Genomic DNA, 13122 nt, shown 5'->3' on the forward strand with positions numbered 1-13122 from the left:
AAAGGTAGGAGCTGGCTTGCCTGCGATGGGGCCCTCAAAGCCATCACCGCCCACAAGGAAGGCCCCATGTTCGACAAACACCCGCAACTCAAACAACATTTCGCCGCCCTGCGCACCCGCGCCGAATTTTTCTCCCTGCGCTACGTGCGCGAGTCCGGCCAGTACCTGTCGGTACGCAAGAATGTCGCCGAACCGCCGCACCTGGGCCGCGACGAAGGCGCCATGCTCACCGTGCGCCTCAACGGTGTCGAAGCCTACGCGGCCACCCACGATATTTCCCTGGCCGGCCTGCAAGCGGCCCTCGAGCGTGCCGAACAACAGGCCCGGCGGATCAAGCCCCACGCCCTGCTCGACCTGCGCGACCAGCCGGTGTCCAGCGACATCGCCGACTACCTGTCGCCAGAGCTCGACCAAGCCTTCCCGTCCCTGAGCGACTGCTACCAACTGCTCGGCGCAGAGTCAGCGGCCGTGCCCAGGGACGAGCGCCTGGTGAACTGGGAAGTCAGCCTGGGCACCACCCACGTTGAACAGATCTACCTCAACAGCGCCGGCGCGCAACTGCGCCAGGCCCAGCGTTTTGTGTTCCCCGGCGTCAACGTGACCGCCTACCACGGCAACGACAGCCAGACCCGCACCCTGGGTGGCAGCAACTTTGGCCAGCAAGGCGGCTTTGATGTGATCAGCCGCTTCGGCCTGGTAGGCGCCGCGCCACGGGTGGCCGACGAGGCCCTGCAACTGCTGCTGGCCCCCAACACGCCCCAGGGCCCGCGCGACCTGCTGTTGATGCCCGACCAGATGATCCTGCAGATCCATGAATCCATCGGCCACCCGCTGGAGCTGGACCGCATTCTCGGCGACGAGCGCAATTACGCCGGCACCAGCTTCGTCAAGGCCAGCGACTTCGGGCACCTGCAATACGGCTCCAACCTGCTCAACGTGACCTTTGACCCGGACATTCCCGAGCAACTGGCCAGCTACGCCCATGACGACGACGGCACGCCCGCCAACAAGCAGTTCCTGATCCGTAACGGCCTGCTGCTCAAGCCCCTGGGCGGGGCGCTGTCGCAGTACCGCTCGGGCATGGGCGGCGTAGCCAACAGCCGCGCCAGCAGTTGGAACCGCGCACCCATCGACCGCATGGCCAACCTCAATATCGAGGCTGGCGACCAGAGCCTGGCGCAACTGATCGGCGGCATCGAGCACGGCATCCTGATGTCGACCAACCGTTCCTGGTCGATCGACGATGCGCGCAACAAGTTCCAGTTCGGCTGCGAGTGGGGCCAGTTGATCGAGAACGGCGAACTCAAGGGCGTGGTGAAGAACCCCAACTACCGGGCGATTTCCGCGCAGTTCTGGCGCAAGCTCAGTGCCGTGGGCGATGCCAGCACCTTCAAGGTGCTGGGCACGCCCAACTGCGGCAAGGGCGAGCCGAACCAAGTGATCCGCGTCGGCCATGCATCGCCGGCGTGTGTCTTCAGCGATGTGGATGTGTTTGGGGGAGACGCCTGATGAAGGCTTTCAAGGACCTGGTGGAATGGCTCAAGCAGGCCATCGCCGATGGGGAACAGTTTCATCTGGGCTACGCGGCGGAGTCGTCCGAATTCGTGCGTTTCAACCACGCCAAGGTGCGCCAGGCCGGCCAGGTACAGCAGGCCAGCGTCAACCTCAAGCTGATCAACGATGGCCGGCACGCCGACCTGGCCATCACCCTGGCCGGCGCCCCCGAGGTGGACCGCCAGCGCCTGGCCGAGGGCCTGCAGCAATTGCGCGACACCTTGCCCTTGCTGCCCAAAGATCCTTACCTGCTACTCAATCACACGGCCTGGCAAAACAGCAGCGAGCAGGCCCAGGCGCTGCCGGACCTCGATCAAGTCCTGGGCGAAATCAGCCAGGGCGCCCAAGGTTTCGACCTGGTCGGCATCTATGCCGCCGGGCCGATCAGCCGCGGGTTCGCCAGCTCGTCGGGGGCTTTTGGCTGGCACCAGGCCAATAGCTTCAACTTTGATTTCAGTCTGTTCCATGCCAATGGCGAGGCGGTCAAGGCCAGCTACGCCGGCGATGCCTGGGACAGCGCGGCATTTGCCCAGCGCTTGCAGCAAGCCCGCGAACAACTGGAGTTTCTTGGCCGGCCCTTGCACACCCTGGCGCCCGGCCAATACCGCGCCTACCTGGCACCGGCGGCCATGGAAGAAATCATCGGCATGCTCGCCTGGGGTGGTTTTTCTGCGCAGGCCATCGCCAGCAAGGGCAGCCCGTTGCAGCGCCTGTATGCTGGCGACCAGGCCCTGAGCCCGCTGGTGGGCATGGGCGAACAGATCACCGGCTCCCTGAGCCCGGCGTTTTCCCGGGACGGTTACCCGCGCAGCGACGTGACCTTGATCGCCAATGGCCAGGCGCAAGGGCAACTGGTCAACTCGCGCAGCGCCGCCGAATACGGCTTGAGCACCAACGGCGCCAGCGGCGATGAGTCCCCCAGCGCCTTGCAGATGGCCGCCGGCAGCCTGGCCCAGGCCGATATCCTCAAGCAACTGGGCACCGGCCTGTATATCAGCAACCTGTGGTACCTGAACTACTCCGACCAGCCGGCGGCGCGCCTGACAGGCATGACCCGCTTCGCCACGTTCTGGGTCGAAGACGGCGAGATCAAGGCACCGGTCAGCACCATGCGCTTTGACGATAGCGTCTACCACCTGCTGGGGTCGCAGTTGGAAGCGCTGACCGCCGAGCGCGAGTTGCTGCTGTCGGCCAGCACCTATGGCGAGCGCAACACCTCGTCCAACCTGCTGCCGGGCGCGTTGGTAAAACGCCTGACCCTGACCTTGTAAACGCCCGGCTTGTGCTGTGGCGAGGGGGCTTCTCGCCACAACAAGCGCGCGCCTTGCCACAATTTAAGCTGGCTCCTACAGGGGAATACCCTGGGTTCTGATGAACCTTCCCTGGCAGCATCCCGTTGGTTGGCGGACTGTTGTCGACGCTCGAAAACCTCGTTATAACGGTTAGTGGCATCCCGCCACTCTCAACCCATTTGTTCGCAAATGATGCATGACCTCGCCCGGGACTGGGCGAGCCGGAGCGTTGACATGTACCAAGGAAGTTTTGTCATTGATAAGTTGTTCAAGCACTACAACGTTCACGTAGAGCAATTGGGTAACGATCCGCAACGCAAGACCGTGCTGTTGGTCAACGGCGCGCTGTCCACCACCCGCTCATTCGCCCGCACCAGCAAGTGCCTGGCCGAGCATTTCAATGTGTTGATGTTCGACTTGCCGTTTTCCGGCTATTCGCGCCCCCACAACACTGATCTGGACCTGGTGACCAAGGACGACGAAGTCGAGATCCTGCGGGCGCTGGTGGAGCGTTTCCAGGTCAACCACCTGGTGTCGGCCTCCTGGGGTGGCATCTCGACCCTGCTGACCCTGGCGCGCAACCCGCCTTCCATCGAAAGCTCGGTGGTGATGGCCCTGGCGCCCAATCTCAACCCGGCAATGCTCGAATATGTGGAGCGAGTGCGGGTGCTGATCGAGGCCGATGACAAGTCTGCCGTCGGCCACTTGCTCAATGAGACCGTCGGCAAATTCCTCTCCAGCCGGCTCAAGCGCAATAACCATCGGCACCTGTCGACCATGGCCACCACCGAGTACCGCCAGGCGCGCTTTCATATTCATCAGGTGCTTGCCCTGGGCGATGGCAACTACCTGCCGCAATTGCGCCAGATCGAAACCCCAGTGCATTTTCTCAACGGCACGCTGGACGAATACACCCCGGCCAATGAAGCCCAACTGTTCAAGCAATACGTGGGCCGCAGCAGCTTTGCCAGCGCCGAGCACACCGGCCATTTGCTCGACCTGGAGTCGCGGGAGGCGGCGCTGGCGGTGCATCGCGCGCTGCTCGACTTCCTGGTGGGCAAGGACGTGGCCATCGCTGATATAGACGAACCGCCAGTGGGAAAATCGGCAGAGGTTGGCGCATAATCGGCAACCCATAGCCTGCTAACAAAAAGGGATCTCATGCCGAATCGTGTCGTGCTCGATGCCAAGACCGCCCGCTGGTTACCCTGGGTGGTAGCGATTGCCTTCTTCATGCAGTCGCTCGACGGCACGATTCTCAACACGGCACTGCCCGCCATGGCCGAGGACCTGGCGGAAAACCCGCTGCGCATGCAGGGCGTGATCATCGCCTACATGCTCACCGTGGCCTTGCTGATCCCGGCCTCGGGCTGGATCGCCGACCGTTTCGGCACCAAGAAGATTTTCTTCGGCGCGATCATGCTGTTCAGCATCGGCTCGCTGCTGTGCGCCCTGTCCAGCAGCCTGAGCATGCTGGTGGGCGCACGGGTGATCCAGGGTCTGGGCGGCGCGCTGATGCTGCCGGTGGGCCGGCTGGTGGTGCTGCGCGCCTACCCGCGCTCGGAGCTGGTGCGGATCATGGGTTTTATCACCATTCCCGGCCTGCTCGGCCCCCTGCTCGGCCCGACCATGGGCGGCTGGATGGTGCAGTACCTGACCTGGCACTGGATTTTCCTGATCAACCTGCCGGTGGGCATGATCGGCTGCTACGCCGTGTGGAAATTCATCCCCGACCTGCGCGGCAGCGAGCGTACTCGCTTCGACAGCCTGGGCTTTTTGCTGTTTGGCGCGGCAATGGTGCTGATCACCATTGCCATGGAAGGCCTGGGCGAGCTGCACCTGCCGCACTTGCGCGTGATGTTGTTGCTGTTCGGTGGCATGGCGTGCCTGGCGGCCTACTGGCTGCGCGCCGGGCATATCGAAAACCCACTGTTCTCGCCGGTGCTGTTCAAGACCCGGACCTTTGCCGTGGGCATTCTCGGCAACCTGTTCGCGCGCCTGGGCAGCGGCGCCCTGCCGTTCCTCGTGCCGTTGCTGCTGCAGATCGCCCTGGGTTACTCGCCGTCCCAGGCCGGGATGAGCATGCTGCCCCTGGCGGCAGCGGCGATGGTCGCCAAGTCGGTCGCCCGGCCGTTGATCGAACGCCTGGGCTATCGCGTCGTGCTCACCGGCAACACCCTGCTGCTGGGCATGATGCTGGCGAGCATGGGCCTGGTCAGCGAACAGACGCCCTACCCGCTGTTGCTGGCGATGCTCGCGGTACTGGGGGCGATCAACTCCCTGCAATTTACCGCGATGAACACCGTGACCCTGATCGACCTCGACGATGCCCAGGCCAGCAGCGGCAACAGTCTGCTGTCGGTGGTGGCGCAACTGGCCCTGAGCCTGGGGGTGGCCTGCGCCGGTGCGCTGCTTGGCGGGTTTACTGCCCAAGCCGGTAACGATGGGCTCAACACCGTGCTCGAGGCGTTCCAGTTGACGTTCCTCACCGTGGGCATCATGGCGATGCTGGCGGCGGCGATCTTCCTGCAATTGTCGCCAAAAGACGGCAAACGAGTGGTCAGCCGCGAGCACGACATTGAGCATTAGGCGGCGTCTCGTCTAGAACTTGCAGGGAAATTCCCACGGGGCTGGTACACTGCGCGACATTTTGTTTTTGCAGAGCCTGTCCCGTGACCACCATCGCCACCGCTTTTAATACTTTGCCGCTCTCCGCCGCCATGCTGGCTAACCTTGACTCGCTGGGTTATGCCGAGATGACGCAGATCCAGGCGCAAAGCTTGCCGGTGATCCTCAAGGGGCTGGACCTGATCGCCCAGGCCAAGACCGGCAGCGGCAAGACCGCCGCCTTCGGCATCGGCCTGTTGAACCCGATCAACCCGCGCTACTTCGGTTGCCAGGCCCTGGTGATGTGCCCGACCCGCGAGCTGGCTGACCAGGTGGCCAAGGAAATCCGCCGCCTGGCCCGCGCCGAAGACAACATCAAGGTGCTGACCCTGTGCGGCGGCGTGTCCCTCGGCCCGCAGATTGCTTCCCTGGAGCATGGCGCCCACGTCATCGTCGGCACCCCGGGCCGCATCCAGCAACACCTGCGCAAGGGTTCGCTGGTGCTGGACGGTTTGAACACGCTGATCCTCGATGAAGCCGACCGCATGCTCGACATGGGTTTCTACGACGCCATCGAAGACATCATCAGCAAGACCCCGGCCCGTCGCCAGACCCTGTTGTTCTCGGCCACCTACCCGGTGAGCATCAAGCAACTGGCCTCCAAATTCATGCGCGCGCCGCAGCAGGTCAAGGCCGAAGCGTTCCACTCCGATGAGCAGATCGAGCAGCGTTTCTACGAAATCTCCCCGGAAGAACGCATGGACGCGGTGACCAAGGTGCTGTCGCACTTCCGTCCGGCCTCTTGCGTGGCCTTCTGCTTTACCAAGCAGCAAGTGCAGGAAACCGTGGATCACCTGACCGCCAAGGGCATTTCTGCAGTCGGCCTGCATGGCGACCTGGAACAGCGCGACCGTGACCAGGTGCTGGCAATGTTCGCCAACCGCAGTACTTCGGTACTGGTGGCCACCGACGTGGCGGCCCGAGGCCTGGACATTGACTCGCTGGACATGGTGATCAACGTCGAACTGGCCCGCGATTCGGAAATCCACATCCACCGCGTCGGCCGTACCGGGCGTGCCGGTGAGACCGGGATCGCCATCAGCCTGGTGGCGCCGTCCGAGGCACACCGTGCCCAGGCCATCGAACTGCTGCAAAAGGCCCCGCTGAACTGGGATCAACTGAGCAACCTCAAATCCCAGGGCGGCGCGCCACTGCTGCCGGTGATGAGCACCTTGTGCATTGCTGCCGGTCGTAAAGACAAGGTCCGCCCAGGCGACATCCTCGGCGCGCTGACCGGTGAAGCCGGGATCCCGGGCGCCCAGGTGGGCAAGATCGCGATCTTTGACTTCCAGGCCTATGTGGCAGTGGAGCGTAGCGTCGCCAAGCAGGCGTTGCAGCGCTTGAATGACGGCAAGATCAAGGGCCGTTCGTTGCGCGTGCGGATCCTGTAAAGCTCTTCGATTCAATGGAGATCCAATGTGGGAGCGGGCTTGCTCGCGAATGCGGTGTACCAGTCGCCAGATGGGTTGGCTGACAGTCCGTATTCGCGAGCAAGCCCGCTCCCACATTTCTGATTGCATTTGAGATCAATATTTTGTGAGGACACCGTTTTGCGCTCGACCGAAGTTGTGATCATTGGCGCTGGCGCCGCAGGCTTGATGTGCGCGCTGACCGCCGCCGGGCGTGGGCGCAAGGTGATGTTGATCGACCATGCGAACAAGGCCGGCAAGAAGATCCTGATGTCCGGCGGTGGCCGCTGTAACTTCACCAATATGTACACCGAGCCTGCCAACTTCCTCTCGCACAATGCGCACTTCTGCAAATCCGCCCTGGCCCGCTACACCCAGTGGGATTTCATCGGGCTGGTGGCCAAGCATGGCGTGCCGTACCACGAGAAGAAGCTCGGCCAGCTGTTCTGCGATAACAAATCCAGCGACATCCTCGGCATGCTGCTCGACGAATGCATCCAGACCGGCGTGAGCCTGCACCTGGACACCTCGATCCAGGAGATCGCCAGGCTCGACAGCGGCTACCAACTGCAGACCACCCTCGGCGAGTTGCGCTGCGAGTCCCTGGTGATTGCCACCGGCGGCCTGTCGATTCCGACCCTGGGCGCCACCGGCTTTGGTTATCAGGTGGCCAAGCAGTTCGGTCATGAGCTGCTGCCAACCCGCGCAGGTCTGGTGCCGTTTACCATCACCGATCAGCTCAAGGAACTGTGTGGCGAGCTGTCCGGCACCTCGGTCGATTGCCTGGTCAGCTGCAACGACCAGAGCTTTCGCGAGAACATTTTGTTCACCCATCGCGGCCTGAGCGGGCCGGCGATTTTGCAGATCTCCTCGTACTGGGAGCCCGGCGACACGGTAGAAATCAACCTACTGCCCGACCACGACGCCCACGCCTGGCTGCAACAGCAACAGGCCGAGCGCCCCAACAGCGAGCTCAAGACCCTGCTGGGCGAGATCTTCACCAAGAAGATGGCCAACCTGCTGGCCGAGACGTGGTTTGTGTCCAAGCCGATGAAGCAGTACACCCACGCCGAACTGGCAGATATCGCTACCAAGCTGGGCAGTTGGCAATTGGTCCCGGCCGGCACCGAGGGCTACCGCACCGCCGAAGTCACCCTGGGCGGGGTGGATACGCGGGAAGTGTCGTCCAAGACCATGGAGTCGCTGAAAAGCCCCGGCCTGTACTTTATCGGCGAAGTGCTGGATGTGACCGGGCACCTGGGCGGGTTCAACTTCCAGTGGGCCTGGGCTTCGGGGTATGCGGCGGCGCAGTACGCCTGAACGGTAATGTGATCAACTGTGGGAGCGGGCTTGCTCGCGAATACGGTGGGTCAGTCAGCTCATTCAGCGACTGACACTCCGCATTCGCGAGCAAGCCCGCTCCCACATTTTGATGGGGTGTGCCAAAACAATTTTTGCTTATGAATGTGATCGCCACGCTTGCCGTGACGTCATTACTGGCTCAATTTAGCGGCATCGTCCCGGAAGACCCCAGACTTCATGTCCTCGACCTCGTTCAAGCAGTCCATGCGGCGCCTTTGGGCACTGGATAAGTTCAGTTACAGCGTACGGGTGTTTATCGCCCTCACCGGCAGCATGGCGCTGTGCTGGTATCAGGATGAAATGTCGCTGCTGATCCCGCTGTTCCTGGGGATTATCGCCAGCGCCCTGGCCGAAACCGATGACAGCTGGCAGGGCCGCCTCAATGCGCTGGCGGTGACGCTGGTGTGTTTCAGCGTGGCGGCGCTGTCGGTGGAGTTGCTGTTTCCCTACCCGTGGATTTTTGCCATCGCCATCGCCCTGGCGAGTTTCTGCCTGACCATGCTCGGCGCCCTGGGCGAGCGTTATGGCGCCATTGCCTCGGCCACTTTGATTCTGTCGGTCTACACCATGATCGGCGTGGACCAGCGCGGCGGCGCCGTCACCGACTTCTGGCACGAACCCTTGCTGCTGGTGGCCGGTGCCGCCTGGTACGGCGCGCTGTCGGTGCTGTGGCAGGCAATGTTTTCCAACCAGCCGGTGCAACAGAGCCTGGCCCGGCTGTTTCGCGAGCTGGGGCGTTACCTCAAGCTCAAGTCATCGCTGTTCGAGCCCATTCGCCAACTGGACGTCGAAGCGCGGCGCCTGGAGCTGGCGCAACAAAATGGCCGGGTGGTGGCGGCGCTCAATGCGGCCAAGGAAATCATCCTGCACCGTGTCGGCAATGGCCGGCCGGGTTCCAAGGTCAGTCGCTACCTCAAGCTGTACTTCCTGGCCCAGGACATCCACGAGCGCGCCAGTTCCTCCCACTACCCCTACAACGCCCTGGCCGAAGCCTTCTTCCACAGCGATGTGCTGTTCCGTTGCCAGCGCCTGCTGCGCCAGCAAGGCAAGGCCTGCCAGGCCCTCGCCGAGTCGATCCAGCTGCGCCAGCCGTTTGTCTATGACGCCAGCTTCGCCGAGGCCCTGGGCGACCTGAATGCCTCCCTCGAACACCTGCGCATCCAGAGCAACCCGGCCTGGCGTGGCCTGCTGCGTTCGTTGCGCGCGCTGGCGGCCAACCTGTCGACCCTCGACCGCCTGCTCAGCGACGCCAGCAACCCCGACAGCCTGGCAGATGCCAGCGACAGCAGCCTGCTGGACCGCTCGCCGCGCAACCTCCAGGAAATGTGGACGCGCCTGCGTACCCAACTGACCCCGACTTCGCTGCTGTTCCGTCACGCCCTGCGCCTGCCTCTGGCGCTGAGTGTCGGCTACGGCATGGTGCATTTGATCCACCCGTCCCAGGGCTACTGGATCATCCTCACCACCCTGTTCGTCTGCCAGCCCAACTACGGCGCCACGCGGCGCAAGCTTGGCCAGCGGATCGTCGGCACGGCCATCGGCCTGACGGTGGCCTGGGCCCTGTTCGATCTGTTCCCTAACCCCTTGGTGCAGTCGATGTTCGCCATCGCCGCCGGGCTGGTGTTCTTTATCAACCGCACCACCCGCTACACCCTGGCCACCGCCGCCATTACCCTGATGGTGCTGTTCTGCTTCAACCAGGTGGGCGATGGGTATGGGCTGTTCCTGCCGCGCCTGTTCGATACCTTGCTCGGCAGCCTGATCGCCGGGCTGGCGGTGTTCCTGTTCCTGCCGGACTGGCAAGGCCGGCGCCTGAACAAAGTGCTGGCCAACACCCTGACCTGTAACAGCATCTACTTGCGCCAGATCATGCAGCAATATGCCGCCGGCAAGAGCGACGACCTGGCCTACCGCCTGGCCCGGCGCAATGCGCACAACGCCGACGCCGCGCTGTCCACCACCCTGGCCAATATGCTGATGGAGCCGGGGTACTTCCGTAAGGAAGCCGACGTTGGCTTCCGCTTCCTGGTGCTGTCCCACACCTTGCTCAGTTACCTGTCGGGGCTGGGTGCCCACCGCGACACCCAACTACCGGCCGATGTGCGCGAGCACCTGATCGAAGGCGCGGGCAAGACCCTCGCCACGAGCATCGACGAAATCGCCAGTGGGTTGGCGAACAAACAGCCGATTGCGGTGCAGAGCGATGCCGAGGAAGCGCTGGCAGTGGAGCTGGAGCAGATGCCGGATGAGATCGACGAAGCACAGCGCCTGGTGCAGACGCAGTTGGCATTGATCTGTCGGCAACTGGGGCCGTTGCGCACGCTGGCGGCGCATTTGATCAAGGAAACCAGTGCGGCTTAGAGCCCTATCGCGAGCAAGCCCGCTCCCACATTTTGATCTGCGAATACGGGCATGCTCGCGATGGCGGCCTCAAGAACACTACATCCCGTGTTGCTTGAGAAGACGCGCATAACTGCCATCTGCCTTCATCCGGGCAATCTCCCGATCAAACCCGGCAACAATCTGCTCATGCCTGGGGTTTTTCAGGCTGACCAGAATATGCAGGCTGTTCTCGCTCAAGGTCTTGGGCAGGAATTCCACCGCGTTGCGCACCCTGGGTGATTCCCGCGCCAGGTGAAAACGCGCGACATACTCATCCTCGACCGTCAGCCGCACGCGCCGGGCCGCGAGCATGCGCACGGCCATGGCGAAGTTATGCACCGGGACTTTTTGCAGTTGGGGATCGGCATCGAACTCGGCCGAATAGGCGTAGCCGCGTACCACGGCGACGGGATAGTCATGCAGTTGCTGCAGGTTCTGGAACTCGATGGGATCATCACGGCGCTTGATAAAACGCACGCGGTTGAGCAGGTACTCGTCGGAAAACTGCCCCAACTGCGTACGCGCCTCGTCGTACCAGGCATTGATCAACACGTCATAACGCCCGTCGCCCACCCCCATCAACGCCCGCGCCCACGGCACCTGCTCGAAATCGCTGGCAAAGCCGGCACGCGCCAGGGCGGTGCTGACGATATCGGTAGCCAGCCCGCCATTGAGCAGGGTCGCATCGGTAAACGGCGGCCATGCATCTGCCACCAGGCGCAAACGTTCTGCGGCCACCGTCGGGACCAGCAACAGCAATACCAGCAAAGCAACGGCACGAGACAGTCGCAGCATGCTTAATGTCCTTGCACAGCGGGCAGTTCCTTGCGGGCAATGGCGTCTGGAAGAACAATGCCCAGGCACCTGACTGTAGCTTATCGCTCGCGGTGTACAGCAGATTACACAAAGAACTGAACCGCGAAAGCACTCAATGATGGCAAATTGACGTCATTCACAAAAAATAAGGTTTCACAGGTGTTTATGCCACCCCCCAAGACAGTTGCCGGCCAGGGCATTACTATCCAGGCCAGGTCTTTATGCGAGATGGAACGATGACTGTCGATTGGGTTTGCAAGCACCACAATGATCTGGGCAAGGAACAGCTCTACGCCATTTTGCGTCTGCGGGCAGAGGTATTTGTCGTCGAGCAGAAATGCATCTACCAGGACATCGACGATCAGGATCTGGAGGGCGACACCCACCACCTGATGGCCTGGAAGGACAACCAATTGGTGGCTTACCTGCGCCTGCTGGACCCGGAGCTGCATGGCGGTGACGTGGTTATCGGCCGCGTGCTGGTGGCCGAGGCAGCCCGGGGCACTGGCCTGGGCCACCAGATGCTGGAGGAAACCCTCAAGCAGATCGACGATATCTGGCCGCAGACACCGATTTTTCTTTCAGCCCAGGCGCATTTGCAGGGGTACTACGGCAGATATGGGTTCAAGGTCGAGGGTGAGGAATACCTGGAGGATGATATTCCGCATATTGGGATGCGGCGCGCTTGAGGATGCTATCGCGGGCAAGCCCGCTCCCACAGGTTGATTGCGATCAAATGTGGGAGTGGGCTTGCCCGCGATAGCGTCAGGTCTGCCAACCCAGTTTCAGGGATAACCCAACACCTGCTTGACCTGCACCAGGTTGCGCTCGATCCAGCCACGGTCAATCGCCCCCCAATCGCGAATCCGATAGCGCCCGGCATGATTGCGGGCGCCGTCTTCCTGCTCGAACTCGCAGACGATATCCAGGTCCGCCAACGCGGCGATGGTGTCCTGGGCCGTGCGCCGGGGCATGCCGGTCACTTCGGTCAACGCCGGGACGCTGCTGGCCAATTGGCTGTCGATCAGATACGCCACATACAGGCGGCGGTAGAAACTGCTCTTGGTCTTGCTCACATCCATGCTCGCTTCCTCTTGGTTCAATCCCGCGCTGCGCCCTGCAAGTCGCGATAGGTCAGGTACACCCGCAGGTCGAATTCCACCTGATGGTAGCCGGGCAACATATATTCGCAGAGTTTGTAGAACGCCTTGTTGTGGTCCGATTCCTTGAAGTGCGCCAGCTCGTGGACAACGATCATCTTCAGGAACTCCGGCGCCGCGTCCTTGAACAACGCGGCGATGCGGATCTCTTTCTTGGATTTGAGATTGCCGCCCTGCACCCGCGAAATCGTGGTGTGCAGGCCCAGGGCGCGATGGGTCAGGTCCAGGCGGTTGTCGAACAGCACTTTGTCGATGGCCGGTGCATTGCGCAGGTGCTCCTGCTTCAGGGCCAGGGCGTAGCTGTACAGCGCCTTGTCACTCTGCACCGCATGGCGCTCGGGGTAACGCTGGTGCAGGTAGTCGCCTAATTGATCTTTGGCGATCAATTGGCGCACTTGCTCTTGCAGGGCGGCGGGATAGGCCTGGAGGTATTTCAGCGCAGTCATGGGTTCGAACGGCAGGGGCGTGAGGCCGCCAGTG

11 protein-coding genes are annotated in these 13122 nt (G+C 62.4%); 8 read left to right on the plus strand and 3 right to left on the minus strand.

The window, feature by feature from the left end; translation table 11 throughout:
• Positions 1-66 precede the first annotated feature (66 nt).
• The 7 genes from JFT44_RS02770 (at position 67) to yccS (ending at position 10645) form a co-directional block, all read left to right on the plus strand.
• Positions 67-1509 (plus strand): TldD/PmbA family protein, encoded by a 1443-nt coding sequence (locus tag JFT44_RS02770; RefSeq protein WP_170059550.1) that lies wholly within the window; start codon positions 67-69, stop codon positions 1507-1509.
• Complete coding sequence (locus tag JFT44_RS02775; protein ID WP_128593310.1) at positions 1509-2825, plus strand: TldD/PmbA family protein; 1317 nt, start codon at positions 1509-1511, stop codon at positions 2823-2825. The genes JFT44_RS02770 and JFT44_RS02775 overlap by 1 nt, the downstream gene beginning before the upstream one ends.
• Positions 2826-3080: 255 nt before the next feature.
• On the plus strand, positions 3081-3971 hold the full coding sequence (locus tag JFT44_RS02780) for an alpha/beta fold hydrolase (protein WP_198830334.1): 891 nt from the start codon (positions 3081-3083) through the stop codon (positions 3969-3971).
• Positions 3972-4007: 36 nt separating this feature from the next.
• Entirely contained in the window at positions 4008-5435 is a 1428-nt protein-coding gene (mdtD, locus tag JFT44_RS02785; protein WP_198830335.1) for a multidrug transporter subunit MdtD, read from the plus strand.
• Positions 5436-5566: 131 nt separating this feature from the next.
• Positions 5567-6904, plus strand: coding sequence for an ATP-dependent RNA helicase DbpA (gene dbpA, locus JFT44_RS02790; RefSeq protein ID WP_232545553.1), 1338 nt, complete (start codon positions 5567-5569; stop codon positions 6902-6904).
• 159 nt (positions 6905-7063) lie between these two features.
• The gene (locus tag JFT44_RS02795; protein ID WP_057440244.1) at positions 7064-8242 is read left to right on the plus strand and encodes an NAD(P)/FAD-dependent oxidoreductase; all 1179 of its coding nucleotides are present in this window, start codon (positions 7064-7066) and stop codon (positions 8240-8242) included.
• Positions 8243-8461: 219 nt separating this feature from the next.
• Positions 8462-10645 carry a YccS family putative transporter gene (gene yccS, locus JFT44_RS02800; protein WP_198830336.1) on the plus strand — a complete coding sequence of 728 codons (2184 nt, stop codon included), beginning with the start codon at positions 8462-8464 and terminating at the stop codon, positions 10643-10645.
• 78 nt (positions 10646-10723) lie between these two features.
• On the opposite strand, the gene JFT44_RS02805 is transcribed toward yccS, so the two are convergent.
• Positions 10724-11461: an ABC transporter substrate-binding protein gene (locus JFT44_RS02805; protein ID WP_057440242.1), complete on the minus strand. Its 738-nt coding sequence runs from the start codon at positions 11459-11461 to the stop codon at positions 10724-10726.
• 257 nt (positions 11462-11718) lie between these two features.
• On the opposite strand from JFT44_RS02805, the gene JFT44_RS02810 reads away from it, so the two are divergent.
• Entirely contained in the window at positions 11719-12171 is a 453-nt protein-coding gene (locus tag JFT44_RS02810; RefSeq protein WP_057960849.1) for a GNAT family N-acetyltransferase, read from the plus strand.
• Positions 12172-12267: 96 nt separating this feature from the next.
• Here JFT44_RS02810 and JFT44_RS02815 read toward each other — a convergent pair whose 3' ends face one another.
• Positions 12268-12564, minus strand: a complete 297-nt coding sequence (locus tag JFT44_RS02815; RefSeq protein ID WP_038444032.1) for a helix-turn-helix domain-containing protein — start codon at positions 12562-12564, stop codon at positions 12268-12270.
• A 17-nt stretch (positions 12565-12581) separates the two neighbouring features.
• Positions 12582-13088, minus strand: coding sequence for a M48 family metallopeptidase (locus JFT44_RS02820; protein ID WP_057440240.1), 507 nt, complete (start codon positions 13086-13088; stop codon positions 12582-12584).
• Positions 13089-13122 lie beyond the last annotated feature (34 nt).

This window comes from Pseudomonas sp. MF5691 (assembly GCF_016405645.1).
In the GTDB taxonomy this organism is placed as follows: Bacteria; Pseudomonadota; Gammaproteobacteria; order Pseudomonadales; family Pseudomonadaceae; genus Aquipseudomonas; species Aquipseudomonas shahriarae.